Origin of the sequence: Robiginitomaculum antarcticum DSM 21748, assembly GCF_000365025.1 — a bacterium.
Taxonomy (GTDB): domain Bacteria; phylum Pseudomonadota; class Alphaproteobacteria; order Caulobacterales; family Maricaulaceae; genus Robiginitomaculum; species Robiginitomaculum antarcticum.
This window is the reverse complement of sequence record NZ_KB823012.1, coordinates 134605-159962: the sequence shown is the minus strand read 5'-3', so window position 1 is coordinate 159962 and position 25358 is coordinate 134605. Positions and strand designations below refer to the sequence as shown.

Here is a 25358-nt window from a genome sequence, read left to right as displayed (position 1 = left end):
ATATTTAAAAGTGAATTATGCATCATATCGTTTACGCAAGCTCCTCATACAAAATCCTACCTACCGAAGAGTTGAATGGTATTTTAGAAATAGCCCGCCGCGCCAATTCTGCCAACAAAATTACCGGGATGTTACTTTATAAAGATGGAAACTTTCTCCACGTGTTGGAAGGAGAAAAAAGTATTATTCTGAGCTGCTATAATCAAATTTTCGATGACCCCCGGCATCATGGAATTATTACGCTTCTCAACGAGCCTATAACCACACGTTCTTTTCAAGACTGGTCAATGGCCTTCATATCCTATGATGATCTATCCAAGACAGAACAAACGGGGTTCTCAGATGTCATAGCTTTGGTCAATAATGTCGATGACGAAACCATAAGCAATAGCCAATTAATCGTTCGATCATATCTTAAAGGCTTAATGATGATTTAGGAGAACATGTCCGGCTAAGCCGGGCATACGCGCCCTAAACTTTCCACCCCTGATGCAGAGCAGCGACGCCGCCTGTATAATCCGTCCAGCTCACGCGGCCAAAACCTGCCTCACTCATCATATCGGCAAAGGCTTGCTGACGAGGGAATTTACGGATGGATTCAACCAGATATTGATAGCTATCTTTATCGCCGGCAATCACGCCGCCCATGGCGGGGATGACGTTAAAGCTATACATATCATAAATCTTGGATAGCCAGTCGGCGGGAGGGGTGGAGAACTCCAGACAGAAAAACCGGCCTCCGGGTTTGAGCACGCGGCGCATATCACGCAGCGCCATATCACGGTCGGTCACATTTCGAATTCCAAATGCGATTGTAACCACATCAACGCAGTTGTCAGGCAGCGGTAGGTTTTGAGCATCGCCTGTCACGCGTGTCATATTGAGCGGGCGACCGCGTCCATCCACATCCTTATCCTGCCCCGCGAGTAGCATTTCCGTATTAATGTCGCAGACGATGGCGCTCGCGCGTTTTTCACTTGGATTTTTACGGCGCATATTAGCCGCTTCGGCGCGGGCCAGAAATCTGCGCGACAAGTCGCCGGTCCCGCCGGCCACATCCAGCAGGATTTCGCCCGGCTGCGGATTGACCCGCGCCATGGTCATATCTTTCCAGACGCGGTGAATGCCAAAGCTCATAGCGTCATTCATGACGTCATAGCTGGATGCAACACTGTCGAAAACGCCGCGCACCCGCGAGGCCTTTTCACCGGTCGGAACCTCGGTAAACCCAAAATCAATTGTATCGCCGGACTTCGTCTTAGGCTTTGCTTTATGTGTCATAGCCCTTATCTAATTGCTGCGGCGGGTAAAAACCAGACGCAATCACGCAAAGGACATTATGCCCGAACTCCCCGAAGTCGAGACTGTGCGCGCGGGCCTCTCCCCGTTTATGGAGGGCGTCAAATTTGAGCGCGTAACCTTAAACCGCCCGGATTTGCGCTTTCCTTTTGCCGATAATTTCACCGCGCGCCTTGAAGGCGCTACGATAGACCGCCTGTTGCGCCGGGCCAAATTTCTGATGGCGGAGCTATCCACCGGCGAAACATTATTATTACATTTGGGCATGAGCGGCCGGTTTACGATCGATGAAGGCGGCGCCAGCCTGACCCCCGGACAGTTCACCCACCCCCAAACGACCAATCCGAAACATGACCATGTGGTTTTTGATATGGCTGCGGTAAATGGCAAAGCCGGCGCGCGCATTGTCTTTAATGATCCGCGCCGCTTCGGCTTTATGGAATTATTCGGCAAAGGCGAGGCCATAGAGCGCTTGGCGCATTTGGGGCCGGAGCCTTTATCGAACAGCTTTAACGGCCCCGTCCTGCGCGCCGCCTTTAAAGGTAAAAAAAGCAAAATTAAAACCGCGCTGCTTGATCAGCGCAATGTCGCCGGTTTGGGCAATATCTATGTTTGCGAAGCGCTATACCGCGCGGGTATATCCCCGCGCCGCGCGGCGGGACGGTTGTCAGTTGGCGAGGGCGAAAGTCTTGCCGGGCATATCAAAGCGGTCTTGCGCGATGCCATTGCCTCGGGCGGTTCGACCCTGCGCGATTTTGCCGGAGCGTCGGGCGAGCTGGGTTATTTTCAGCATAGTTTTGATGTCTATGGCCGCGAGGGCGAGCCGTGCAAGAGCTGCGGCGCCGCGGTTGTGCGTCTGGCTCAGTCGGCGCGCAGCACATTTTATTGCCGGGCCTGCCAACGTTAGACGATGTTATTGCAGGAGGTGACAAGTCCGCTCTACCCCGCTAGAAGGCGGCAAATTTTTACACGATACTCCTCCCCGAGGAAAAAGGGCAATTATGGCTTATAAAACTATCGAAGTCTCCCAAGAGGGGCGCGTCGGCATCATCCAGTTTGATCGCCCCAAAGCGCTCAATGCACTGAATTCCGAACTCTCCGGCGAAGTCGCCCATGCCCTGCGTAGTTTTGAAGCCAATGACGGTATTGGCTGCGTGATCTTCACAGGATCCGAAAAGGCTTTTGCCGCCGGTGCAGACATAAAAGAGATGCAGCCCAAAGGCTTTATGGAGCATTACCGCGTCGATATTTTTGACAATTGGGAGACCTTGGTCAATTTTCGCAAACCGACCATTGCTGCCGTTTCCGGCTATGCGCTGGGCGGGGGCTGTGAGGTGGCCATGATGTGCGATATCATCATTGCGGCAGATACGGCCAAATTCGGACAGCCTGAAATCACATTAGGCGTAATGCCGGGCATGGGCGGGACGCAGCGCCTGATCCGTGCCGTCGGAAAGTATAAAGCCATGGATATGTGCCTTACGGGACGCCGTATGGACGCCGTAGAAGCGCTGAATTGCGGACTGGCTTCACGCGTCGTTAGCGCGGATGAATTGATGGAGACGGCCAAAGCCGCAGCGGCCACCATTGCAGGCCATAGCCTGCCGATTGCAATGATGACCAAAGAGACCATCAATGCCGCGCAGGAAATGAGCCTGTCGCAAGGCCTGCGCTATGAACGTCGTCTGTTTCAGGCTATGTTCACGACTGAAGATCAGAAAGAAGGCATGGCGGCCTTTGCTGAAAAACGTAAGCCGCATTTCCGCCATAGATAACGCCTACCGAGCAGCGCTGTGACTCACATTGACGGTTGACGCTATCCCAGGGGCGCACTATATCCGCCATTGAAATTGACTGCGGGCCTTTTGTCCGCCGCTGGCGCATGGAATACCGCGCCGGACTACAAACTGAGGACTTTATGGCTAACACGTCATCCGCTAAAAAAGCCGTTCGCAAAATGGCCCGCAAAACCGTAATTAACAAATCCCGCCGCTCTTTGGTGCGCTCTAAACTGCGCAGCGTTGAAGATGCAATTGCATCAGGTGACAAAGAGGCTGCTCAAACGGCTCTGAAACAGGCCGAACCGGCGATGATGCGCGCTGTGTCAAACGGTGTATTTCACCTCAATACCGGGGCACGCAAAATCTCCCGTCTGAACAAGCGTGTCAAAGCTATCGACGCATAACAGCGGCGACATATGAATTTAAGCCGTCCTTTGAGGCGGCTTTTTTTATGCCTGCGAGCCCTGTTTTGGTTGAAAATTTTTGGCTTTTAGGCTACAAAATAACATTGCCAGCCAAGTCTGGGGGTGAGTCAAGTTTTTGTCAACACGTCAAGAAAATTATCTTGAAAGTTTTATGACAGCTAACCACCCGCGTTATTTCAGTTTTTCTGAGTCAACTGAAAAAGGCCGCAAAAAGTTAATTTTTGCCCGTTGACGGAATGCTTTTAGCCCTGTTTAAAAGGGCCAACGTTGATGAAGAACCGCGGGGGCCGGTTAGATTTAGCGGGGGGAAGAAGGTGTTGACGTCGTGTCACTGCTCAACGCCTAATTCAAATTTTTATATATTAATCAAGGGTTTACTACGTTAAGCCCTCTAGGATAATGCGCCCTGACTTTGGCCGCTATATCTTTGCACCCGCCGGACCGTCCGGCAAAATGGAGGAGGCCAGAGATATGACATCTGCATCTGCATATCGCCCCTCATCCACATTACCATCAGCGCACGATGACCGCGAAAATGCGGCAAGCTTTTCTTCTCAGGATAATAACATGAACAATTTGGCAAACGCCAAAGCGGTCTGGATAGAGACCGCGAAAGACCTTCGCAGCTTGTTGGGGGATAATGCGCACCGATCATGGACGGCGCGCCTCTCGCTTCATAGCGCGGATGCCGGTGTTGTACGCCTGACGGGCCCGACCCGCTTCGTCCTGTCGCGGATTGAAACCGATTACGGACATTCTATTGCTGAATTATGGGCAGCGCGCGATAACCGCCTTGTTGTTTTGGGCCTCGCGAGCGATTTTGACTCAGCCCCTCTAGACAATGCTGCGCCGGCGCAAAATTCACTTGCAGACTCACCGAGGCCCGCTTCGGCCAGCGCCTCTCCGCAGCTTAAACTCGTAACACCGCCCGCTGAATGTCCTCCAGAAAATGAAGCCATCGTTGCTCAGGCCAAGCCGGAATCACGCGAGCGCCGCTTTACTTTTGACAATTTTGTCGTCGGCCCAACCAATGAGCTGGCTTACGCAATTGCCCGCAAAGTTGTTGCGACGCCCGAAGCCCAATATAATCCTGTTGTCATTCACGGCCCGCATGGCATGGGCAAGACCCATTTACTCCACGCCGTAAAGTCTGAGATCGAGATGACGGATCCGGCCCGCCGCGTTCACCTGATCAATTCCGAGCAGTTCGTGTCCACATTTGTGCGTAGTCTGCGCGGTCAGGGCCGAGAGGCTGTTGATGCTTTTAAATCATCATTGCGCGACGTGGACTTGCTGATCATTGATGACGCCCACTTTATTGCTGACAAACCGACCAGCCAGGAAGAGCTGCTGCACACTCTTATTAGCCTTGTCGGGGAATCCCGTCAGGTCCTGCTGGCAACAGACCGTCACCCGCACGCCATTACAAAGGCCTCTGACCGTCTCAAATCCATTATGTGCGCAGGACTGCTCTGCGATATTGGTCCGGCTGATTACGAACTGCGCCGCCGTATTTTAGACCGCTTGATTGAGCGTAAGCGAGGCGGGCCAAACCCGGCTTTGGCTATGCCGCAAACCGCCCGTGATCATCTGGCCGCACGTATTAATGCCACGCCGCGCGATCTTGAAGGCGCATTTAACCAGGTCGTCGCGCGCAGCGAGTTTCTGGGCCGACCGCTCACTCTGGAAAGCGTGCAGGAAGCTTTATCTCATAGCCGCTATAATAATGGCATGCGCCCCACGGTGGATAAAATCCAGCGCGCCACGGGGAAGGAATTTGGCATCACCATGGACGATATGCTGTCCAAACGCCGTGCCCGCGCCATTGCCCGCCCGCGTCAGGTTGCCATGTATCTGGCCAAGATTATGACCACGCGCAGTCTGCCCGATATCGGGCGGCGTTTTGGCGGACGCGATCACACGACCGTCATTCATGCGGTCAAACGCATCGAGTCCTTGCGCGCGGAAGACAGCGCCTTAAACGCCCATATCGAAGCTGTCATCGAAGCGCTGAAATCTTAAGCTCACGCTTCGCGGATGCAGATATGTAAGCGTTTGGATTTACGCTTTCTTTGCACGAAAAAACGCTTTAACACTCCCCTAACAGGGGCATGCGCCAGTGGCGCAATAAATCCCCGACTTTGATGATTAGAGGAACGGCAGCACGTCTTGCAGTCCTCGCAACAGACGGTAGAGACGATGAAATTTTCAATTGAACGCTCCGAACTTCTTAAAGCACTGGGCCATGTCCAAAATGTGGTCGAGCGCCGCAATACCATACCCATATTGTCCAATGTTCTGATCAGTGCTGATGATAAGGGTCTCACCCTGGTCGCGACGGATCTGGATATTGAAATTTCCGAAACGGCGCCCGCCAATGTCACCGGTCCGGGGCAAGTGACCGCGCCGGCCCATACGCTCTACGATATTGCGCGCAAGCTACCTGACGGCGCGGAAGTCGCCTTTGCCATTGGCGGAGACGGCCGCCTTGATGTTGACGCTGGACGCTCACACTTCACCCTGCCCCTGCTGCCGCCGGCCGATTTTCCGGCCATGACCGCCGATGATTTCACGCACAGCTTCACTATGAGCGCCGAACAGCTTATCCGCCTGATTGACCGCACGAAATTTGCGATCAGCACGGAAGAAACCCGCTACTATCTGAACGGCATTTATATGCACGCCAGCGGCGACGTATTGCGCTGCGTGGCTACGGATGGCCACCGTCTGGCGCTGGCCGATACAGACCTGCCTAAAGGCGCATCCGGCCTGCCCGGCGTGATTATTCCGCGCAAAACAGTGGCCGAGCTGCGCCGTCTTTTAGACGGTGGACATGACATTGTTGATATCAGTGTGTCAGATGCAAAAATCCGCTTTGCAATTGGTTCTGCCGTGCTGACCTCCAAGCTTATAGACGGCACTTTCCCGTCTTATGACCGCGTTATCCCCAAGGATAATCCGCGCCGTTTGAAGCTGGATAATAATGCTTTCGCTAGAGCCGTTGACCGCGTGGCGACAATTAGCGCAGAGAAATCGCGCAGCGTCAAACTGACCCTGTCCGAAGATACACTCAGCCTCGCCGTCAATAATCCGGAGACCGGCATGGCGCATGAGGATTTAATGGTCGATTATAATGATGGCCCTCTGGAAATTGGTTTTAACGCCAAATATTTGCTGGACGTCACCGGACAGATTACGGGCGAGGATGCTCTGGTTGAACTGGCCGACGCGGCCTCTCCGGCTTTGGTGCGCGATCCCAAAGACGAGCGTGCGCTCTTTGTTTTGATGCCCCTTCGTGTCTGATTTGCGCGTCTAAACTGGCGGTTTCCTACCCCTATATCGCGCAGCTGCGGATTACGGATTTTAGATCCTATATCCGGCGTGACCTGTCATTTGACGGCCGCCCCGCCGCCCTGTTCGGGCCGAATGGAGCCGGCAAAACAAACTTGCTTGAAGCCATTTCTCTGCTCTCTCCGGGCCGCGGGTTACGGCGTGCAAAACTGGAAGATCTGGCGCGTAAGCACGGCGAAACTTCTGCCGCCTATTGGGGCGTGAACGCCACGCTTTCGGGCGCGGACGAGACAAAATTAGCCATCGGGCAGGTTCCCGATGCACCAAGACGGCGAACCCACCGTCTTGACGGAAAAACAGCGACAGGCACAACAATCGCACAGCAGATTGCGGTCATGTGGCTCACCCCCGCGCAGGACCGCCTGTTTACCGGACCGGCCGGTGAGCGGCGTAAATTTCTGGATCGTCTCTGCCTGCCCGGCCATCCACGCCACGGCCAGCACACCATACGCTATGAAAAAGCGCGCGCAGACCGTAACCGGCTGTTGTCGGACGGCATTGATGACCCCTTTTGGTTCGATGCTCTGGAGCGCGATATGGCAAATTGCGGCGCGCAAATCGCTATGGCGCGCGAGGATACGGTAGCCACCTTAATGGAGCAGGTGGCGGACCGCCCCGAGACGGCTTTTCCCAAATCAACGGCTATAATCGAAGGCGAGGCCGAGACCTTATTTCGCGGCGGCGCGGACGTGCATGACGTTGAGGCGCAAATCACCGCCTGGCTGGCCGGTGACCGCAGCCGTGACCGCCGCGCAGGACGGACACTTCGCGGGGTGCACCGCTCGGATTTGCAGGTCTTTCACGCGCCTAAATCCATGCCTGCCGGAGACTGCTCGACAGGAGAGCAAAAAGCGCTGCTGATCGGACTTATTTTAGCGCAGGCCCGCACGCAGGTGGAGCGTAATCCCGCCCGCCCGCTTGCGCTGCTGCTTGACGAAATTGCCGCCCATTTAGACGAGCGCCGCCGCGCCGCACTCGCGCAGGAACTACTGAGCCTGCCCGTGCATAGCCTCATGACCGGCACGGATGCGGGGCTATTTGAGGCTTTCGGCGATCAAGCGCAGATGATCCCGATCTCAGAAAGCGGGTCCTGACCTCATAAAAAAAGCCCCGCGCGATGCGGGGCTTTCAATCAAAATGGAACTGCGATTATCGGCTGCTAAAGATATTCATCAGGATCGAGAAGATATTAATGAATGAAAGCAGAAGTGAAGCTGCGCCGTAAACGCTCATTTTTTCGGCCATCTCAGGATTGTCAACAGTGCCGTAATAAATGCGCTTAAGCTGCTGTGTTTCCCAAGCCGTAATCACGCAGATCGCAATCAAAGCAATCACGTTGATGGCCAGGTAAAGACCGCCGCCTTGCGTAATCGCCATAGAAGGGAAGACCATGCCCAACAGCATAATTGCGATAAAGCCGATAAAGACCATGATTGCGACTTTGGCAACGGCGCCCAAATCTTTTTTGGTCACATAGCCAAACAAGCTCACACCAGCAAAGGCGGCTGTCGCCATGAAGAAGACTTTTGCAGCAATCATCGGATCAGCAAAAACCGCGATAGAGGATAGCCAGATGCCCATTACGGCGGCAAAACCGAACAGAAACACTTTGACCGACCCGACGCTCATCGTGGTGAGCTTGCGCCCAACAGCGCCAAAAGCAAAAATGATACCGATCGTCAGACCAATAGCTGCCATGGGGCTATACATAAGATTACCAATAGCGCTTAGACCATTTTGCGATGTGGCGTCGATCAGGACATAGTTGCCGAAGCCCCAAGCCACGACCATAGAGACGAGCATGGCCATGCCCATATATTTATAGGTTCCCAGCAGAAACGTACGCAAACCGGCATCGGTCGACGCACTTTGTGCAGCGGGATTGTTAAACTGGTTCATAATTAAACCTTTCAATTACGCGACAGGATTGTGAGTGGGTCAATGAATTTGGCCCTGTCATTACCCTTATTATATAGTAAGTCATTGCAAATGGCCAAGGGTAAAGCTGCGGCAAATCCTATTCCTACCGGAGTCTTAAATGCAATACCGTCCTCTTGGCCGAACCGGCCTGTCTGTTACCTCAATCTGTCTTGGGACAATGACATGGGGAGAGCAAAATACCGAAGCGCAGGCCCATAAACAGCTTGATTACGCTCTGGATCGCGGCATTAATTTTATCGACACTGCAGAAATGTATCCCGTTCCGGCTCGGGCGGAAACGCAAGGCCGAACCGAAGAGTATATTGGCAGCTGGATTAAAGCGCGCGGACGGCGTGATGATTTTATTTTGGCTAGCAAAGTCGCCGGACGCAGTGAAATGGAGTGGCTTCGCAGTGACACCAACAAGGTCCGCCAGACGGCAGCGCAAATTAACGAAGCCGTTGAAAAATCTCTTCGCCGCCTGAACACCGATTATATTGACCTTTATCAATTGCATTGGCCTGACCGTCCATTGCAGGGCTTTGGCTTTCACAGCTATGATGACTACGACATGGCAGATACCGTCGATATGGTAGACATTCTAGGCGCGTTGCAGCGTCATATCGAAAAAGGTAATATCCGTCATATCGGTCTGTCTAACGAATCCCCCTGGGGCACTATGAAGTTTTTAGAGCTGTCAGGAAAACACGGCTTGCCGCGTGTAGCGTCCATTCAAAACGTCTACAGTCTGCTGGCGCGGCGTTTTGATTATGGCGCAGCCGAAGTGGCTATGCGCGAAGGTGTTGGTCTGTTGCCTTACTCATCACTCGCCATGGGGCTGTTGTCCGGGAAATATGATGATGGCAAAGCGCCGAAAGGCTCGCGCGGAGATTTATTTCCGCAATTTCTGGGCCGCTACGAGCTGGCTCAAGAGCTTCATGCCGCCAAAGCCTGTAATGACGCCGCCCGCGATCTGGGCATTACGCCGACGCAATTTGCTTATAAATTTGCGCAAAGCCGAGATTTTGTGACATCTAATATTATCGGGGCAACGACACTGGAGCAGCTATCCGAGAATATCGACGCTCACGATATTGAATGGACGGATGAGATGGAAAAAGCCGCTAGCGATCTCCATAAACGTTTCCGCTCGCCAGTGGCGTCCGCATAATGGGCTAAAGAGCATTCAGCTTGGATGAAACATAAATGATTTTATTCGCCGCCCTGCCCGTCGATGACAAGCTCGCCAAAGATCTGGCGCGTATGAGCAAAGGCGTGCCGGGGGCGCGATGGCGGCCCCGTGACAATCTGCATATGACCCTGTGTTATTTCGGGGACGTAACGCTGGATCAGGCCGAGGTTCTGGACGACGCTTTGGCGCGCAATCCTTTACCGCCGGTCGAAATGACCGTGTCCGGCGCAGGGCATTTCGGCAAAACCGACATCCATTCCATATGGACGCGCGTCCTGCCTAATGAGCAGATCACGGCTCTGCGAAAGGCCTGCCGCCAGGCGGCGCGTGAGGCGGGGATTAATTTAGAGGCGCGAAAATATGTCCCTCATATCACAATGGCCTATCTGAAAGCCGACGCGCCGCTCGAACGTATTATTTCATTTGAAGAGCGCATGGCGCGCTTTACCGCAGGGCCGCAGCTATGTGACCAAATTATCCTCTATAGCAGCGAGCCGAAAAAGCGCGGCGCGAACTTATACGTTCCACAAGCCAGCTATCCGCTCTTAGGATGAACATTTAGCCCGGCGCATCCGTTTTTAAATTATGCCCGGGATAGTCTGTGCAATGCAAAAGCCAGCGCACTTCGTAACTATTACCGGAGGGCAGGTCATCATAGAGTTTCAAAGCTCATCTTTATGACAAAAAAAGACCCGCTCTAAAGCGGGTCAATATTAGAAAATCAAATCAATTATTTTTGCTTTGCGAGCAAATCACGGATTTCAGCCAGCAAGATTTCGTTTGCGGGCGGAGCGGCGGGGGCATCGTCTTCTTTTTTCTTGGCTTTATTCATGCCCTTGATGATCATGAACATAACAAAGGCAACAATAATAAATGAGATGATAGCCGTCAAAAAGCTGCCTAATGCGATCACAGCACCTGGGTCTGTAATAACGCCATCAGCGCCAATAACCGGTTCTTCCAAAACAATCTTCCATTCTGAAAGATCGAGACCGCCCATTAGCGGACTGATCGCCGGCATGAATACATCAGCGATAAATGATGTTACAACGGTGGCAAATGCGCTGCCCATGACAAAACCGACCGCCATGTCGACAAGATTGCCCTTCATTGCAAAGGACTTAAATTCTGAAATCATTCCCATGTGATTTTCCCTAATAATGGTCAATAAAATTTATAGCGCACTGACATAGACCTTCACCATAGAGACAAAGGCTTGGAGCGTTAATCGCGCGTCGCATTTATCCGGTCGCGTAGATCTTTACCTGTACGGAAAAAAGGTACGTATTTTTCCGGCACATGTACCGTTCCGCCTGTGCGCGGATTACGCCCGATGCGCGGCTTGCGGTAGCGCGGAGAAAAAGCGCCAAACCCGCGAAGTTCGACCCGCGCGCCGGACTCGAGCGTCTGGGAGATGGTTTCAAAAAATGTGACCACGACCCGCTCCATATCATTACGTGATAAATGCGGGTTCTCTTCGGCCATTTGGTCAATGAGTTCTGATTTAAGCATGGCGGGTGTTTAGCACGGCAGGGGCACGGGCGGTCAAGCGCTTTAGCGACCAGAGCAAAAAAAAAAGCCCCCGCCCGAAGGCGGAGGCTTCTAAACATTCTAAACGAAAGCTTACTCGTCTGAGTTTTTCAGCGCTGCGCCTAGGATATCGCCCAGTGACGCGCCTGCGTCTGTTGAGCCATACTGATCCACGGCTTCTTTCTCTTCGGCGATTTCCAGCGCCTTGATGGAAAGATGCGGTTTGCGGGTTTTGCTGTCGACTTTGACGATGCGCGCATCGACTTTGTCGCCAACGGCAAAACGTTCCGGACGCTGTTCTGTGCGCTCTCGCGACAGGTCGGCTTTGCGGATAAAGGCGCTTGTTTCGGATCCCTCATCACCGAAGGACACTTCGATCCCGCCGGAGTTCACTTCAGTGACCGTACAGGTCACGGTTTTGCCGCGGCCCGTAGAGGATCCGGCTGACAGGCCGGTATCTTTAACAAGCTGTTTCACGCCAAGACTGATGCGTTCTTTGTCCGTATCAACTTCAAGGATCTTCGCTTCGACAACGTCGCCTTTATTATAGCTGGCCAGCGCCTCTTCGCCGGACATGTCCCAAGACAGATCAGACAAATGCGCCATGCCGTCAATATCGCCGTCCAGACCGATAAACAGGCCAAATTCAGTAATAGAGCGCACTTCGCCTTTAACAATTGTGCCGACCGGGAAGTCACGGGCAAAACTGTCCCATGGATTTTCCTGTGTCTGCTTGATGCCAAGACTGATGCGGCGTTTTTCTTCGTCCACTTCGAGGACTTCAACGTCGACCTGCTCGGATGTCGAGACAATCTTGCCCGGATGGACGTTTTTCTTTGTCCAGCTCATTTCTGAAACATGGACAAGACCTTCAACGCCTTCTTCAAGTTCAATAAATGCGCCGTAATCAGCGATATTTGTGACTGTACCGGTCAGGCGTGTGCCGACCTGATATTTCGCCGTGACCGCATCCCACGGATCTTCCATCAGCTGCTTCATGCCAAGGCTGATGCGCTGTGTGTCAGAATTAATGCGGATGACTTTGACTTTGACCGTATCGCCCACAGACAGAACCTGACTGGGGTGAGAGACGCGGCGCCAGCTCATATCGGTGACATGCAAAAGTCCGTCAATACCGCCCAGATCTACGAATGCGCCGTAATCTGTGATATTTTTGACGATACCTTCACGTGTTTCACCTTCGGCCAATTGACCGACAAGCTCGGCGCGTTGCTCGGCGCGGCTCTCTTCGAGGACAGCGCGGCGGGAGACAACAATGTTTCCGCGAGGGCGATCCATTTTCAGGATCATAAACGGCTGGTCCTGGTTCATCAGAGGACCCACATCGCGTACGGGGCGGATATCGACTTGTGAGCCGGGGAGGAATGCGTTGACGCCGCCCAGATCGACGGTGAAACCGCCTTTGACGCGGCCAACGATCTGGCCTTTGACAGGTTCTTCTTTTTCGAAGACCTTTTCCATCTTAATCCAAGATTCCTCGCGGCGCGCCTTGTCCCGTGAAAGGACAGCGTCGCCAAGGGCGTTTTCGATACGCTCTAGGAAGATATCAACTTCGTCGCCGGCTTTCAGCTTTTTGTCTTCGCCGGGAACGTAAAATTCTCTCAAAGGCACGCGGCCTTCGGTTTTAAGGCCAACATCGATGATGGCCATGTCTTTTTCAATTGCGGTAACGATGCCTTTGACAACGCTGCCTTCTGTCATGGAATTGGCTTCGAGTGAAGCTTCCAGCATTGATGCAAAATCGTCCATAGACGGATTCATAGTGCCCATTTTTTCTCCGAAAATATAGGTCTTGCCAACCGGTAATATCCGGCGGTCTGGCCCGGCCAATCCGGGCGTACTAAAAAACCCTCACGCGGAGGGTGCAGCTGTATAACGCTGGACTGACGGATAAGCAAGTGGAGAGGCGCAGTAGGCGAGACCTAGAATTTGTTATTGACGAACGCCTTACATAAACCTGTCCTTAATATTGAAGCTGTAACAGATCACGACTTCGTTATGAAAACTCAATTTTCTCAAATGCGGGAAAACTTAAAGATAGGTAGGCGTGTGAATCAAAATTTGAGTAATATTACGTCCCCCCTCCCCAAAACTGCAAACAGGTGGACTATATTTCGCGGGCAGATTTATCTTGTCCCATTTGATATTCTGGTTCTCATCTTCGTTAGCCAGTCCATGCTGCCAGCATGGGCCGCCTTGCTGCTTGCATTAGTCAATTTCGGAACATGGTGGTGTTATTACCGCATACCTCATTTTCTAAGAACAGTGTCAGGCCCCACAGGCGACAATATTCTGATCCCCGGTCCGATTGTAGAGTATTTCGCACGCTTTATTCAGTCGTGCGGAGTTCATCACCGCGCCCATTATGGATTAATGCTGGCAATGATGGCCGGCTTTCACGCCGCAATGGCGGGATACCTTTTCTCAATGCAGATTACCCCGCATACAGGAATGCTGCTGGGCTGGGTGGCCTATACAGCCCTCTTGGCTGTAGATTTTAACATGTTCTGGGTCAGCCTGCGCACACTTCATAAGCTGCAAGAAGACCAGCTCGTGGAAGCCAATATCTACACAAATGAACTCAAGCGCTCGAATGAAGACCTTGAGCAATTTGCCTATATTGCCTCGCACGATTTACGCGCCCCGTTACGGGCGATGAAAAATCTAACGGAATGGATTAGCGATGATGTGAAAGACACGTGTAGCGAAGAGACAAAGCAAAATCTGACTCTGCTGGACGGCCGCGTTGATCGATTGGACCGCTTGCTCAATAATCTCTTGCAATATTCACGTCTGGGAAGGGAGCAAAGCCGCCAAGAATATATTCCCCTCGCACAAAAAATTCAAACGGCTTTTGATCTCCTCAACGCTGATGACATTCACAGTATCGACCTTACGGGCGGTGAAATTTGGGTTCATGATCACGACGTAACCTTTGAAATTTTAATTTTAAATCTGCTCGGTAATGCCATTAAACACAATGACAAAGACATAGGGCAGCTATGGGTGAATTTGGAGAGCGTCAAAGATGGTTTAAATCTGTCTATTGATGATAACGGCCCGGGCATCCCGGAAGAGTCTGTTGATAAAATCTTCAATGCCTTCGCGACTCTCCAGCGGCGCGATGAAGTTGAAGCTTCGGGTATGGGACTGGCGATTGTGAAGAAAATCGTTCTGAACAAAAATGGCACGATTTCTGTTACGCGAAGCCCGCATGGCGGCGCGCGGTTTTCTATATTTCTGCCGATTGAAACCTATGCTAATCCGCCGCACAGGATCGCCGCGTAATAAGCGGCCGCCCGAGGCGGCCGCTCTAACTTTCCTTACATTGCCTAATCTTCGGGTGTCTCTGCACTCTCTTCAAACGGCATGTCGCTGTCTTCAGGGATATCAACCTGTGGCATAAGCTCGATTTCAGGCTCAGCATCGGGCTCCGTCATTATAGCGGCGGGCGCTGTAACCTCATCAAAACTGACAGAGCCATTTGCATTGGTATCTGCCGCTAGAAAAGCGCCGGTATAGTCGTCCGTATCGCGAACGTTTTGCGCGCTGATATCGCCGCCATCAGCCATGGTTTCAATGTAAGTTTGAAACTCAGCGGCGTCCAGAGCGGCATCACCTGATGTATCCGCGGCATTGAAGTAATCCAGTTGCGTAGGCGCCGCCTCGGCTTGGGGATCGCCGGCCAGAGCCGGAGCCGCGAAAAGCGTTAATGCAGCCAGACCAAGCAGTCCGGTGCGGGCGGGTTTAGTATAGTGAATGGTCATAATATCTCCTTTATTGCCATGGAGACAAAATGCGCGCAATTTGCGTCAGGACATAATGAGCATGCGGTAATGCAGCGCTCATCATCAGGGCGGAATTAAGGCAAAATAACGCTAAGGTGCGCCATAGCTTTCGATTAGTGTGGACACATCTTCGCCATCTTCGCCATCTTTCCGATTAATGACAATTAGGTAAAGACGGTCATATTCCGACGCTTCATTAATCTCGCCGCCGGACTTGCCGCCCAGCTCTACTGAAAGCTGCGGTGTGGTATTGCTGTGCCCGACCACAACGCAAACCTTACATGTAGCTTTGAGACGCTGTGCCAAAGCCGGAAGGTCGCGCGGATCATAGAGCTGCACCTCCAGACCTTTGGATGCCGCCAGCGGCGCTGCCGTATCGCGCGTGCGCCTATAATCAGATGAATAAATACCGTCTATGTCTATAGTGATGCCGTCCAGACGCACAGCCAAGGCCTGCGCCCGCTCTTGGCCTTTAGACGTCAAAGCCGGGTCTTCGACATCAAGAATTTTCTCCGCATGACGAACGAGGTATATCTGCTGCGCTGTATCCTCAATTTGCGTCGCCTCGTAGCTCTGACAAGCCGTAAGATTTAGCCCTACCACTAAAAGAGCGGCTGCAATATTCAAGTTAATGTTCAACATAAATATACTTTAGAGAAAATTAAGCTGTCCGCTATATCTTTTTTAACTGTTATTCACGGTGGGGAGAGGTGAATGCGAGGCCAATTCACATTTACAGACAGCGCGCAATCCGTATCGCAACTTAAGAAGGGCATGACTTTTTCGGCCCCGAAGCGATCCATGTCCAACGGGCGTCTTATCGCCTCTACGCTGGCCATTATGCTGGGTATTTTCCTTTCCTATTGCAGCCTGTTCTATCTTCCGGCCTTTGCCGTGGACAGTAAGATTTTGCGCATGTCGAGTGAAAGCAAGGTTACGCCGCAAATCAGTTATGAGACACAAAATAAAAGCGGTTGGTTTACACCCTATCTGGACTTGCTGCGAGTCCAGCGCGGATATATGCATAATGGCTCACATGTCGAGGCCGTATTTGTGGTCTCAGAGCCGTCGGAAATGACGTTTATTGTGACGCAGTGCCAACGCGTCGTGCTGATGGAAATTTTTAAATGCACGCCGATTGACCAAAGTGAAGTCAAGGTTCAGCGTAAAAATTCGGGCATAGTCAGCTTCACAATTCCTAATGCCGGGTTTTATTACGTCTCTGAATCCATCCAGTCCGTTTCGGGCGCCCCGGCAGAGTACAGCGTAATCTGGAGAAGAAAATAACCTGTAATTGGTTCCGTTCGCGGGTTTGCGCATATCAAAGGCTATAGACTCCGCGCCCTGCCATATTAAAACACTCTTATGATTATACTTCTCTCTCCCGCCAAATCCCTAGACGAATCGCCTCTAGATCGTGACGTCACGGCGACGCAGCCGCATTTTTCCAAAGATACAGCGCAGCTCGCGCGCATCGCCAAACAAAAAAGCGCAGCTGATCTCTCCGACCTGATGTCGATCTCCGATGATCTGGCGCAGCTTAATGCCAAGCGGTTTAAAAGCTTTCGACTTAACGGGCAGAGCAATAGCGCCAAACCGGCTATATTGACATTTAACGGCGATGTTTATTCGGGGCTTCAAGCGGCGGATATGTCAGACGATGATTTGGCTTTTGCCCAAGAGCATTTACGCATTTTGTCGGGTCTATATGGCCTGCTGACCCCCATGGACGCCTTACAGCCTTACCGCCTTGAAATGGGGATAAAACTGGAAAACCCGCGCGGAAGCACGCTTTATGACTTTTGGGGTGATAAAATCGCCAAACGGATAAACGCCTCCGCCGCCGCAAGCGAATCCGCCTGCATCGTGAATCTGGCCAGTCATGAATATTTCAAAGCCGTCGATAAAAAGGCGCTAAACGTCCCCCTTATTTCTCCGCGTTTTGTCGAGGAGAAAAACGGGAAATCCCGGGTCATCAGTTTTTATGCCAAATATGCACGCGGCGCGATGGCGCGCTGGATGATTCAAAACCGGATTACGAAACGCGAAGCGCTTTCGGACTTTAATTTGGACGGCTACGTCTTTGACAATGAGGCAAGCACCGCAGCGGTTCCCGTCTTTTCCCGCCCGCAGCCCCCGGCAAAGTCATAATATATGCGTAGCATGCATAAGGCTCCGATCTGCCCCATTTATCAGGCTGACGGTCCGCTAAAATTCCCCCCGCGGGTCTATTGGTCAGTTTTTAAACGCACATTATCCGAAATCCGGTCCGACAATGTCGCCATTATTGCGGCGGGCGTCGCTTTTTTTACGATGCTCGCCATATTTCCGCTCATCACGGCGTGCCTGTCGATTTATGGCCTGTTCGCTGATCCGGCTGCTGTTCAGCAACCGATAGCAGCGCTTGCCCCGCTATTACCGCCCGAGGGCTGGAGACTTCTCGACGCGCAAATCCGCACGGTCGCGAACGCGCCGCCGCTGCGTTTGCAGCTGGGGATTGCGGCGGGTTTACTATTTGCCGTGTGGAGCGCCGGCGCCGGGATACGCGCCGTAATGCTGGCGATGAATATTGCTTATGGCGAGCGCGAAACCCGCAATCCGGCGGCATTTTTTGCGCTTGCGGGAGCCATGACCCTCTCGGTCACGCTCTTTATGTGGCTCGCTTTGACGGTCATCTTTGGCGTGCCGGCGCTTTTGTCTCTGCTAAAGCTTGAAGGTCTCTCCGCCATTGTGACCTATTATATGCCGTGGATTATTATTGTTTTGCTGTTTGGCTTTGCCACATTTGTTCTCTACCGCATCGGTCCGTCGCGGCGTCAAGCGAAATTCCGCTGGCTGTTTCCGGGCGTATTTTTCGCGACCATAAGCTGGCTTTTTATCAGTGCTGGATTTTCATATTTCGTCGCTGAGTTTTCCAATTTTAATAGATTTTACGGCTCACTCTCCGCCGTTATCATCCTGCTGCTGTGGTTCTGGCTGACCGCCTTTGTTGTCATTGTAGGCGCAGAACTTAATGCAGAGCTGGAGCGTCATACCTCCGTCGATACGACGCGCGGCCGCAGGCGGCCACTGGGCAAACGCGGCGCGGCTATGGCTGATTATTTCCATCCCGACTCGCCTATTAATATTGAAGAACAAATGGCGCCCGCTACAGATGACGAGATCGCTAAAGGGGATTGATCAAATCCGCGCCCTGCGCCCGGCCATTTCCGACCGCGCGGTCAACTGCGTGGAATTTCAGATTTTCTCCGTCACGCATCGTCTGCATAATTTTATTGGGATCGGCGTCCGGATCAAGCCAGTCCGCCCACGCCGTTTCGGGCAGCATAACGGGCATTCGGTGATGCAGGGTTTTAACCGGCCCCTTCGCCGCCGTGGTCAAGATCGCCGCAGATAACAATGTTATGCCTTCATCAACGCGGTAGTGATCCCACAGTCCCGCGAGACAGGTCATGGGCTTATCGGCGTCATAAATATAAAAGGGCTGTTTGATTATCTTGCCGTCTTCGGTCTCCACCGCTTCCCACTCATACCAGCCCGAAACCGGAAACAGAGCGCGGCGGCGTTTCCATGGCGTGCGAAAGCTCGGCTTCTCGGCTGCGGTCTCGACGCGGGCATTAAACATGGGGCGGCCCTCCGGCATGGCTTTGCTCCAATGCGGATGCAAGCCCCAGCGCATAGGCACGACCACGCGCGCGCCCTGCCCGTTTAGCGCGATCACCGGCACGGTCATGGACGGCGCAATATTATAATGAGGTTTCCACATCCACAGGCCATTATTGCCGTCGCTCGCCTCAAGCGCCATGGCGATCTCAAGCAATGTCGCAGATAAGGCGTAGCGGCCGCACATAGGGTGTCCTGTTCAACAATAGCGGCCCATGATAAACGGGGCATATGGACAAAAGCAATTCTTCACCTGCACTTCAAGACGCTGTTGGCGTGATCTGTTTTCGCGGCGATGAGGTGTTGTTGATACGGCGCAGCAAGCCCCCGCGTAAAGGCGACTGGTCCCTGCCCGGCGGACGGGTGGAGCCGGGCGAGAGCTACGAATCCGCCGCACTACGCGAACTTTTCGAAGAGACGGGGGTGACGGCAAAGCTCGGCATAAAAATCGCGACCATCGATGCCAATTTCGGCACACACCACTATCTGCTCCACGACTACATTGCGCAGTATATAAGCGGCGATGTGCGCGCCGGAGACGACGCGGTGGATGCGCAGTTTTTTGCAATGGAGGATATAGCGGAGTTGAAGATGTGGCCCAAGACGGAAGCGGTAGTGAGGCAGGCTTGGGGATTTATCAGATCATAGCCGCATCGCATTTGGTTTTCGCCGTTGATCCCAGACATGAAATATTATGATCTGATCGGTCTTGACCTGATACACGATGGAATAGTTTGATTTTATAATCGGAAATAATCTGACGGATTTAAAGTCTGGATGAGCCCGCCCGACCTTAGGACTCTCGCGAATAAGCTCGACTGTGGACTGATACATCTTAGCAAAGACCTGGCGCCCCTCGGCACTGAATTTTTTGAGATCTTCGGATATCCAGACAAGATCATCTCTCGCCGATTCCAAATATACGACTGAGAGCTTAGACATTTTTGGGATTAAGATTTAGCACGTATATCGACGCCGGGCGCGTTTAGTTCATTGTCACTGCCCCAGCCTTCAAGCCAGCGCTGCATCGCCGCATCAGAGATAAATTCGCCTTTTTCAGCAGCCTTTATAGCCGCAGCAATAAGTCTCGACCGCGCCTCAAATTCCTGAACATAGGCTTCAATGGCTTTCCCCGCCAGATAGGACGCGCTGCGGTCTTCAAGCGCCGCAATCTTATCCAAAGACAGTTTAGTGTTCTCATCAATTCGCAGTGAAAATGGTGTCGTACCCATAATATATGTACCTCTAAAACGTTTAGTATACACTGTAATACATAGCATACATTTCTGATTAAGCCATAAAAAAGCCCGCCTCAATGAGGCGGGCTTTCTGATTTAAGAGGGATAGCTAAGTGCTACTCTTCCTCAGATTTCTTTTTACCGCGGCGACGGGTGCGCTTGGGCTTATCGCCTGCGGACTCATCACCTTCGTCAGAAGCTTCAGGCTCTTCGCGGGTTATTTCCAGGCCTGTCTCTTGGTCAACGACCTTCATAGACAATTTGGTTTTACCGCGATTATCAAAGCCCATCAGTTGAACATAGACTTCATCACCTTCAGACAGGTGATCGGACGGGTGGTTCACGCGTTCCGGTTTAATCTGAGAGACATGCACAAGGCCGTCTTTCTTACCAAAGAAGTTCACAAATGCGCCGAAGTCCATCACTTTGACAACCTTGCCTTTATAGATCGCGCCGACTTCCGGCTCAGCCGTCAAACCGTGGATCCAGTCTTTGGCCGCTGTGATAGAGGCCGCGTCGCTGGAGGCGATTTTGATCGTGCCATCGTCTTCGACATTGACGCGAGCGCCTGTGACTTCGACGATTTCGCGAATGACCTTGCCGCCTGTACCGATGACGTCGCGGATTTTATCAACCGGGATTTTCATCGTCTCAATCCGCGGTGCAAATTCGCCAACTTCACTACGGGATTCTGTCAGCGCTTTGTTCATCTCGCCGAGGATATGGATACGACCGGCTTTGGCCTGCTCAAGCGCTTTTTCCATAATATCGCGGGTAATACCGGCGATTTTAATGTCCATTTGCAGTGAGGTAATGCCTTCGGATGTACCCGCGACTTTAAAGTCCATATCGCCAAGGTGATCTTCATCACCCAGGATATCAGACAGAACGGCAACGCCGTCATCGTCTTTGATAAGACCCATTGCGATACCCGATACCGGACGCTTCAAAGGAACGCCTGCATCCATCATCGCCAGCGCACAGCCACAGACTGTTGCCATAGACGATGATCCATTTGATTCCATAATTTCGGAGACCAGACGGATCGTATACGGGAACTCGTCCGCGCTAGGCAGAACCGCTTGAAGCGCGCGCCATGCGAGCTTGCCGTGGCCTGTTTCGCGGCGTGATGTTCCGCCCATACGGCCGGTTTCACCAACGGAATATGGCGGGAAGTTATAGTGCAGCAAGAACTTGTTCTTGATCGTTCCGGTCAGCTGATCGATGAATTGCTCATCATCAGATGTACCCAGTGTGGCCACACATAAAGCTTGCGTTTCGCCGCGCGTGAACAGGGCGGAGCCATGTGTGCGGGGCAAGAAGCCGGCTTCGGCAGTAATCTGGCGAACTTCGTCCAGCTTACGGCCATCAATACGCTTGCCTGTTTTGATAACAGATGAGCGCACTGTTTTGGACTCAAGCGCTTTGAAACTATCGTCAAAAACTGATCCGTCCATGCCGTCTTCATTGTCATCTGACGCGACAAGCTTAGCGCGGGCGGCGTCTTTAACTTCAGCAAGCTTAGCTTGGCGATCCATTTTATCGGTCAGTTTATAAGCGTCTTTGACGCCTTTCTCAGCGGCCTTTTTAACGGCGGCTTTCTCTGACTTATGCTCGGCGACTTCGTAATCCCAAGCGGGCTTACCGGCTTTTTTAACAAGCTCTTTGATCGCTTCAATAACAGGCTGCATGCCTTCATGGGCAAACATAACGGCTTCGAGCATTTGCTCTTCGGTCAGCTCTTTGGCTTGTGATTCAACCATCATGACGGCGTCATCTGTCCCGGCAATAACCAGATCCAAATCGCCTTCTTCCATTTCTTCAATGGTCGGCTGCAGGATGAAATCGCCGTCGATCATGCCGACGCGCGCGGCCGCAATCGGGCCGGCAAAAGGAACGCCGGACAGTGACAAGGCTGCAGAAGCGCCGATCATCGCCAGTACGTCAGGTTCGTTTTCAAGGTCATGTTGCAGAACCGTGACGACGACCTGAACTTCGTTTTTAAAGCCCTTGGGGAAAAGCGGACGAATTGGACGGTCAGTCAGGCGCGAGATCAATGTTTCGCGCTCTGTTGGACGGCCTTCACGTTTAAAGTAACCGCCCGGGATTTTACCCGCTGCGTAGAACTTTTCCATATAGTTGACGGTCAGCGGGAAAAAGCTTTGACCCGGTTTAGGCTTGCGCGATGCGCAGGCTGTGGCGAGCAATTTTGTTTCGCCGAATGTGACGAGGACGGCCCCGTCAGCCTGGCGGGCCATGCCGCCGGTTTCAATTGTGAGCTCTTGTCCGGCCCAGTCGAGTGTTACTGTGTGTTTATCAAACATAACGTCTTTCGTTTAGTGTTGTGCGGAGGTCTTCCGAATTGAAAACGCTCCCGAAAATTTGCCCTGTTAAATTCCATAATTTTTCAGAGCGGTAAATGCACGAAAGGCTGCCCTAAAGCAGCCTTTCGCGTTTATGGGCTGGTCTTAACGACGCAGACCCAATTCTTTGATAAGGCCCGTATAACGGCTCTCATCTTTATTTTTCAGATAATCCAGCAGTTTGCGGCGCTGGCTCACCATGGCCAGAAGGCCGCGGCGGGAGTGATTATCTTTTTTATTCGTTTTAAAATGCTCTGTCAGGTTCGCAATGCGCTCTGACAAAATGGCAACCTGAACTTCAGGGGAGCCTGTGTCGCCCTTTGTCTGGGCGTGTTTTTTAATCAGCGCAGCTTTGCGCTCGGGGGTAATCGACATCGGGTTTCTCCATTATCGTCGTTACATCATAAAGACGCGCTTGGGATATAATGTCCCGCCCGACGCCTCACAAAGAGCCACAGCTTTGCCCTCATATTTAACCAGAATAAGCACCGGCTTTCCGTCCTGAATTTCAGGGCGATCAACCAGCGACATATGCTTGGCAAAATCGAGGGGCAGAGCAATAGCCCGGCCTTGCTTCACGTCGTCTTGCTCTAACTTTGTAATGGCAAGCGCCGGGATGTCGTCCAGCGCTGTCTCTACGGCGAGCAAAACCTGATCAGCGGCGGCCTTATGCACAGATTGCTCGATAAAATCCAGCCCTAAAGCTGCATCTATTTTAAACGGCCCGACGCGTGTGCGAACCAGCTGTGACACATAGCCGGCCGTGCCGAGCGCGTCTGCCAAATCTGCGGCCAAAGACCGGATATACGTCCCCTTGCCGCAATCCACGAACAGGCGCGCCGCATTCTCACCTGCGCTAATCAGCCTTATATCATCAATACGCACGCGGCGGGATTTCAAAATGACGTCCTGCCCCGCGCGCGCCAGATCATAAGCGCGCTTACCGTCAACTTTAATGGCAGAATATTTAGGCGGTATCTGGTCAATCTCGCCAATAAATTGCGGCAAAGCGGTAAGGATCTGCGCCTCACTCGGACGCACATCCGACGTCGCCGTCACGACCCCTTCCGCGTCCAGCGTATCGCGGTGCTCGCCCCATGTGATCTCGACCTCATAACTCTTCGCCGCGTCCATCATAAACGGCACGGTTTTCGTTGCCTCGCCCAGCGCAATCGGCAACACCCCGCTCGCCAGCGGATCCAGCGTCCCGGCATGTCCCGCCTTTTGCGCGCTCATCAGCCAGCGCAATTTCCCCACAGCCTGCGTGCTGCCCATGCCGTAAGGTTTATTGAAATTGATCCAGCCATGAACCGGATTGCCTTTGCGCTTACGTGCCACTTTTTAATTCCCGGGTCGACCTACGGTCGACACTCGCCTCTTGTTATTATCGAATAATCCACTTAGCGGATATCATAGTGATGAGATAGGTGCGGCTGGAAATGCTTATGCTTGTCGCCATTCACAGACCGGGCATGGATGGATTATCGCTAAAATTCCGCAAGAGAGGGCCGTTAAGCTGGAGACTTTATTGGAAAGATTAGCGCGCTAACAAAATTAGGAAACGGATTAGACATTAAGGACGCAAATAGAAATCTCCGGAACGTCTCTCGTTAGAAGACTTATACCTCATGGGACAAGGCTGATAGACGCGCGGTTTCGCCCCTAAGTGATACTTATATTATGGGGACGAAAGGTTGCTAAAAAGCGGGTCATTCCTGTAGCTTCATCTGACCTGCAGTTTTTCACGGGATTTTAGGCCTAATAGAGCAACGCGAAATCTGACGTTGCGTAGCGACGTCATACTCTCCGTGCTTTCTTTGTGCAGCTCAAAGGCCATATCGCTCAATTCGGGTGCAAACCCTACCGCACTAACATGTTGAGACCGAAAATATGAAACGCAAATGAGGGTTTGGCTTATACTCCAATCACACGAAAGGAGATCGATATGTACCCGTTATTTGTGATTTTGGCCGGACTTTTTTTCCGCAAGTAAACAGCAATGCCCTTTTTTTAACGGGGCGATTAGCTGTATTTTTCGCCCAAATAGAGCCGGCGCACATCTGCATTGGCGCGGATCTGTTCGGGCGTGCCTTCAAACAGGACTTCGCCCTCAAACATGATTGAGGCGCGGTCAACAATATCGAGGGTTTCGCGCACGCGGTGATCGGTAATTAAAACACCAAGGCCGCGCTGTTTGAGGTAGCGGATCAGCTCTGAGATATCGGCGATCGCAATCGGGTCAATCCCTGTAAACGGCTCGTCGAGCAGCACAAAGCCGGGTTTGGACGCCAAAGCGCGGGCAATCTCAACGCGGCGGCGCTCACCGCCGGACAAGGCGCGGGCCGGGCTGTCTTTGATATGGGTGATCGACAGCTCTTCGAGAAGCTTATCAACCTCTTCGCTCCATTTTTTGCGGTTAGGCTCGGTCAGCTCAACAATGGCGCGGATATTTTCTTCAACCGTCAGGCCGCGGAAAATGCTCTCTTGTTGCGGCAAATATCCTACGCCCAGACGGGCCCGCTGATACATGGGGAGCACGGTAATATCGGCCCCGTCCAGAATGACTTTGCCGGTTTCCGCCTCGATCAGGCCCATTATCATGTAAAAACAGGTGGTTTTACCGGCCCCGTTAGGCCCCATCAGCGCAACGATTTCGCCGCGCTGCACGGAAACGGAGACGTCCTTGACCACTTGGCGGCCCCGATAAGACTTCCCCAGTCCGGCCGCGGCCAGACCTGTCGCGGGGGCGCGCAATGTCGCCGGATTATCCAGTGTCTGAGTTTTCAC

At 52.5% G+C, this 25358-nt stretch carries 28 protein-coding genes; 14 read left to right on the top strand and 14 right to left on the bottom strand.

The features are described from left to right. The first annotated feature begins 17 nt into the window (after positions 1 to 17). Positions 18 to 437, top strand: a complete 420-nt coding sequence (locus tag H142_RS14850; RefSeq protein ID WP_083898976.1) for a BLUF domain-containing protein — start codon at positions 18 to 20, stop codon at positions 435 to 437. Positions 438 to 471: 34 nt separating this feature from the next. Here H142_RS14850 and H142_RS0107575 read toward each other — a convergent pair whose 3' ends face one another. Beyond that, entirely contained in the window at positions 472 to 1281 is an 810-nt protein-coding gene (locus H142_RS0107575; protein ID WP_017931513.1) for a class I SAM-dependent methyltransferase, read from the bottom strand. A gap of 58 nt (positions 1282 to 1339) precedes the next feature. On the opposite strand from H142_RS0107575, the gene mutM reads away from it, so the two are divergent. From mutM to recF, 6 genes are all read left to right on the top strand, one after another. Further along, positions 1340 to 2206, top strand: coding sequence for a bifunctional DNA-formamidopyrimidine glycosylase/DNA-(apurinic or apyrimidinic site) lyase (mutM, locus tag H142_RS0107570; protein WP_017931512.1), 867 nt, complete (start codon positions 1340 to 1342; stop codon positions 2204 to 2206). A gap of 94 nt (positions 2207 to 2300) precedes the next feature. Continuing rightward, positions 2301 to 3074 (top strand): enoyl-CoA hydratase, encoded by a 774-nt coding sequence (locus tag H142_RS0107565; RefSeq protein WP_017931511.1) that lies wholly within the window; start codon positions 2301 to 2303, stop codon positions 3072 to 3074. A gap of 143 nt (positions 3075 to 3217) precedes the next feature. Further along, positions 3218 to 3484, top strand: a complete 267-nt coding sequence (gene rpsT, locus H142_RS0107560; protein WP_026147880.1) for a 30S ribosomal protein S20 — start codon at positions 3218 to 3220, stop codon at positions 3482 to 3484. Between the two features lie 588 nt (positions 3485 to 4072). Then, positions 4073 to 5527 (top strand): chromosomal replication initiator protein DnaA, encoded by a 1455-nt coding sequence (dnaA, locus tag H142_RS0107550; RefSeq protein WP_169331824.1) that lies wholly within the window; start codon positions 4073 to 4075, stop codon positions 5525 to 5527. A gap of 177 nt (positions 5528 to 5704) precedes the next feature. Next, entirely contained in the window at positions 5705 to 6808 is a 1104-nt protein-coding gene (gene dnaN / locus H142_RS0107545) for a DNA polymerase III subunit beta (RefSeq protein WP_017931508.1), read from the top strand. Beyond that, positions 6805 to 7950 (top strand): DNA replication/repair protein RecF, encoded by a 1146-nt coding sequence (gene recF / locus H142_RS0107540; RefSeq protein WP_083898975.1) that lies wholly within the window; start codon positions 6805 to 6807, stop codon positions 7948 to 7950. The genes dnaN and recF overlap by 4 nt, the downstream gene beginning before the upstream one ends. Positions 7951 to 8005: 55 nt before the next feature. Here recF and H142_RS0107535 read toward each other — a convergent pair whose 3' ends face one another. Then, positions 8006 to 8755 (bottom strand): Bax inhibitor-1/YccA family protein, encoded by a 750-nt coding sequence (locus H142_RS0107535; RefSeq protein ID WP_017931506.1) that lies wholly within the window; start codon positions 8753 to 8755, stop codon positions 8006 to 8008. Between the two features lie 139 nt (positions 8756 to 8894). Between H142_RS0107535 and H142_RS0107530 the strand changes: the two genes are divergently transcribed. Beyond that, on the top strand, positions 8895 to 9947 hold the full coding sequence (locus H142_RS0107530) for an aldo/keto reductase (RefSeq protein ID WP_026147877.1): 1053 nt from the start codon (positions 8895 to 8897) through the stop codon (positions 9945 to 9947). Between the two features lie 35 nt (positions 9948 to 9982). Continuing rightward, entirely contained in the window at positions 9983 to 10522 is a 540-nt protein-coding gene (thpR, locus tag H142_RS0107525; RefSeq protein ID WP_017931504.1) for an RNA 2',3'-cyclic phosphodiesterase, read from the top strand. A 176-nt stretch (positions 10523 to 10698) separates the two neighbouring features. On the opposite strand, the gene mscL is transcribed toward thpR, so the two are convergent. The 3 genes from mscL to rpsA all read right to left on the bottom strand — a co-directional run bounded on the left by mscL (position 10699) and on the right by rpsA (position 13289). Next, positions 10699 to 11112 (bottom strand): large conductance mechanosensitive channel protein MscL, encoded by a 414-nt coding sequence (mscL, locus tag H142_RS0107515; protein WP_017931502.1) that lies wholly within the window; start codon positions 11110 to 11112, stop codon positions 10699 to 10701. 80 nt (positions 11113 to 11192) lie between these two features. Then, positions 11193 to 11480: an integration host factor subunit beta gene (gene ihfB / locus H142_RS0107510; protein ID WP_017931501.1), complete on the bottom strand. Its 288-nt coding sequence runs from the start codon at positions 11478 to 11480 to the stop codon at positions 11193 to 11195. 111 nt (positions 11481 to 11591) lie between these two features. Then, positions 11592 to 13289: a 30S ribosomal protein S1 gene (gene rpsA, locus H142_RS0107505; RefSeq protein ID WP_026147876.1), complete on the bottom strand. Its 1698-nt coding sequence runs from the start codon at positions 13287 to 13289 to the stop codon at positions 11592 to 11594. A gap of 291 nt (positions 13290 to 13580) precedes the next feature. Between rpsA and H142_RS16270 the strand changes: the two genes are divergently transcribed. After that, complete coding sequence (locus H142_RS16270; RefSeq protein WP_169331823.1) at positions 13581 to 14807, top strand: sensor histidine kinase; 1227 nt, start codon at positions 13581 to 13583, stop codon at positions 14805 to 14807. A 44-nt stretch (positions 14808 to 14851) separates the two neighbouring features. Here the strand turns inward: H142_RS16270 and H142_RS0107495 are convergent, their stop codons facing one another. Next, the gene (locus H142_RS0107495) at positions 14852 to 15286 is read right to left on the bottom strand and encodes an EF-hand domain-containing protein (protein WP_017931498.1); all 435 of its coding nucleotides are present in this window, start codon (positions 15284 to 15286) and stop codon (positions 14852 to 14854) included. Between the two features lie 111 nt (positions 15287 to 15397). Then, positions 15398 to 15949 (bottom strand): phosphoglycerate mutase family protein, encoded by a 552-nt coding sequence (locus H142_RS14840; RefSeq protein WP_017931497.1) that lies wholly within the window; start codon positions 15947 to 15949, stop codon positions 15398 to 15400. 72 nt (positions 15950 to 16021) lie between these two features. On the opposite strand from H142_RS14840, the gene H142_RS0107485 reads away from it, so the two are divergent. The 3 genes from H142_RS0107485 (at position 16022) to H142_RS14835 (ending at position 18487) form a co-directional block, all read left to right on the top strand. Next, positions 16022 to 16594 (top strand): hypothetical protein, encoded by a 573-nt coding sequence (locus H142_RS0107485; RefSeq protein ID WP_026147874.1) that lies wholly within the window; start codon positions 16022 to 16024, stop codon positions 16592 to 16594. A gap of 78 nt (positions 16595 to 16672) precedes the next feature. Beyond that, on the top strand, positions 16673 to 17458 hold the full coding sequence (gene yaaA / locus H142_RS0107480) for a peroxide stress protein YaaA (protein WP_017931495.1): 786 nt from the start codon (positions 16673 to 16675) through the stop codon (positions 17456 to 17458). 3 nt (positions 17459 to 17461) lie between these two features. Then, positions 17462 to 18487 (top strand): YihY/virulence factor BrkB family protein, encoded by a 1026-nt coding sequence (locus tag H142_RS14835; protein ID WP_051048580.1) that lies wholly within the window; start codon positions 17462 to 17464, stop codon positions 18485 to 18487. Here H142_RS14835 and H142_RS0107470 read toward each other — a convergent pair. Beyond that, on the bottom strand, positions 18474 to 19157 hold the full coding sequence (locus H142_RS0107470; RefSeq protein ID WP_017931493.1) for an SOS response-associated peptidase: 684 nt from the start codon (positions 19155 to 19157) through the stop codon (positions 18474 to 18476). The genes H142_RS14835 and H142_RS0107470 overlap by 14 nt on opposite strands. Before the next feature lie 44 nt (positions 19158 to 19201). Here H142_RS0107470 and H142_RS0107465 point away from each other — a divergent pair, with 44 nt between their 5' ends. After that, positions 19202 to 19618 (top strand): NUDIX hydrolase, encoded by a 417-nt coding sequence (locus tag H142_RS0107465; protein WP_017931492.1) that lies wholly within the window; start codon positions 19202 to 19204, stop codon positions 19616 to 19618. Here the strand turns inward: H142_RS0107465 and H142_RS17265 are convergent. The 6 genes from H142_RS17265 to lptB all read right to left on the bottom strand — a co-directional run bounded on the left by H142_RS17265 (position 19613) and on the right by lptB (position 25358). Continuing rightward, positions 19613 to 19912: a type II toxin-antitoxin system RelE/ParE family toxin gene (locus H142_RS17265; protein WP_017931491.1), complete on the bottom strand. Its 300-nt coding sequence runs from the start codon at positions 19910 to 19912 to the stop codon at positions 19613 to 19615. The two genes, H142_RS0107465 and H142_RS17265, sit on opposite strands and share 6 nt — an antisense overlap. A gap of 8 nt (positions 19913 to 19920) precedes the next feature. Then, positions 19921 to 20202: a CopG family ribbon-helix-helix protein gene (locus tag H142_RS14830; RefSeq protein WP_051048579.1), complete on the bottom strand. Its 282-nt coding sequence runs from the start codon at positions 20200 to 20202 to the stop codon at positions 19921 to 19923. 122 nt (positions 20203 to 20324) lie between these two features. Continuing rightward, positions 20325 to 22532: a polyribonucleotide nucleotidyltransferase gene (pnp, locus tag H142_RS0107450; protein ID WP_017931489.1), complete on the bottom strand. Its 2208-nt coding sequence runs from the start codon at positions 22530 to 22532 to the stop codon at positions 20325 to 20327. A 144-nt stretch (positions 22533 to 22676) separates the two neighbouring features. Beyond that, positions 22677 to 22946 (bottom strand): 30S ribosomal protein S15, encoded by a 270-nt coding sequence (gene rpsO, locus H142_RS0107445; RefSeq protein WP_017931488.1) that lies wholly within the window; start codon positions 22944 to 22946, stop codon positions 22677 to 22679. A gap of 21 nt (positions 22947 to 22967) precedes the next feature. After that, positions 22968 to 23909: a tRNA pseudouridine(55) synthase TruB gene (truB, locus tag H142_RS0107440; protein WP_017931487.1), complete on the bottom strand. Its 942-nt coding sequence runs from the start codon at positions 23907 to 23909 to the stop codon at positions 22968 to 22970. A 684-nt stretch (positions 23910 to 24593) separates the two neighbouring features. Continuing rightward, complete coding sequence (gene lptB / locus H142_RS0107435; RefSeq protein WP_017931486.1) at positions 24594 to 25358, bottom strand: LPS export ABC transporter ATP-binding protein; 765 nt, start codon at positions 25356 to 25358, stop codon at positions 24594 to 24596.

Bases quoted from the DNA above. Each gene is read 5' to 3' on its own strand.
- H142_RS14850 (WP_083898976.1), top strand. From the start codon at position 18: ATGCATCATATCGTTTACGCAAGCTCCTCATACAAAATCCTACCTACC.
- H142_RS0107575 (WP_017931513.1), bottom strand. From the start codon at position 1,281: ATGACACATAAAGCAAAGCCTAAGACGAAGTCCGGCGATACAATTGAT.
- mutM (WP_017931512.1), top strand. From the start codon at position 1,340: ATGCCCGAACTCCCCGAAGTCGAGACTGTGCGCGCGGGCCTCTCCCCG.
- H142_RS0107565 (WP_017931511.1), top strand. From the start codon at position 2,301: ATGGCTTATAAAACTATCGAAGTCTCCCAAGAGGGGCGCGTCGGCATC.
- rpsT (WP_026147880.1), top strand. From the start codon at position 3,218: ATGGCTAACACGTCATCCGCTAAAAAAGCCGTTCGCAAAATGGCCCGC.
- dnaA (WP_169331824.1), top strand. From the start codon at position 4,073: ATGAACAATTTGGCAAACGCCAAAGCGGTCTGGATAGAGACCGCGAAA.
- dnaN (WP_017931508.1), top strand. From the start codon at position 5,705: ATGAAATTTTCAATTGAACGCTCCGAACTTCTTAAAGCACTGGGCCAT.
- H142_RS0107535 (WP_017931506.1), bottom strand. From the start codon at position 8,755: ATGAACCAGTTTAACAATCCCGCTGCACAAAGTGCGTCGACCGATGCC.
- H142_RS0107530 (WP_026147877.1), top strand. From the start codon at position 8,895: ATGCAATACCGTCCTCTTGGCCGAACCGGCCTGTCTGTTACCTCAATC.
- thpR (WP_017931504.1), top strand. From the start codon at position 9,983: ATGATTTTATTCGCCGCCCTGCCCGTCGATGACAAGCTCGCCAAAGAT.
- mscL (WP_017931502.1), bottom strand. From the start codon at position 11,112: ATGGGAATGATTTCAGAATTTAAGTCCTTTGCAATGAAGGGCAATCTT.
- ihfB (WP_017931501.1), bottom strand. From the start codon at position 11,480: ATGCTTAAATCAGAACTCATTGACCAAATGGCCGAAGAGAACCCGCAT.
- rpsA (WP_026147876.1), bottom strand. From the start codon at position 13,289: ATGGGCACTATGAATCCGTCTATGGACGATTTTGCATCAATGCTGGAA.
- H142_RS0107495 (WP_017931498.1), bottom strand. From the start codon at position 15,286: ATGACCATTCACTATACTAAACCCGCCCGCACCGGACTGCTTGGTCTG.
- H142_RS14840 (WP_017931497.1), bottom strand. From the start codon at position 15,949: ATGTTGAACATTAACTTGAATATTGCAGCCGCTCTTTTAGTGGTAGGG.
- H142_RS0107485 (WP_026147874.1), top strand. From the start codon at position 16,022: ATGCGAGGCCAATTCACATTTACAGACAGCGCGCAATCCGTATCGCAA.
- yaaA (WP_017931495.1), top strand. From the start codon at position 16,673: ATGATTATACTTCTCTCTCCCGCCAAATCCCTAGACGAATCGCCTCTA.
- H142_RS14835 (WP_051048580.1), top strand. From the start codon at position 17,462: ATGCGTAGCATGCATAAGGCTCCGATCTGCCCCATTTATCAGGCTGAC.
- H142_RS0107470 (WP_017931493.1), bottom strand. From the start codon at position 19,157: ATGTGCGGCCGCTACGCCTTATCTGCGACATTGCTTGAGATCGCCATG.
- H142_RS0107465 (WP_017931492.1), top strand. From the start codon at position 19,202: ATGGACAAAAGCAATTCTTCACCTGCACTTCAAGACGCTGTTGGCGTG.
- H142_RS17265 (WP_017931491.1), bottom strand. From the start codon at position 19,912: ATGTCTAAGCTCTCAGTCGTATATTTGGAATCGGCGAGAGATGATCTT.
- H142_RS14830 (WP_051048579.1), bottom strand. From the start codon at position 20,202: ATGGGTACGACACCATTTTCACTGCGAATTGATGAGAACACTAAACTG.
- pnp (WP_017931489.1), bottom strand. From the start codon at position 22,532: ATGTTTGATAAACACACAGTAACACTCGACTGGGCCGGACAAGAGCTC.
- rpsO (WP_017931488.1), bottom strand. From the start codon at position 22,946: ATGTCGATTACCCCCGAGCGCAAAGCTGCGCTGATTAAAAAACACGCC.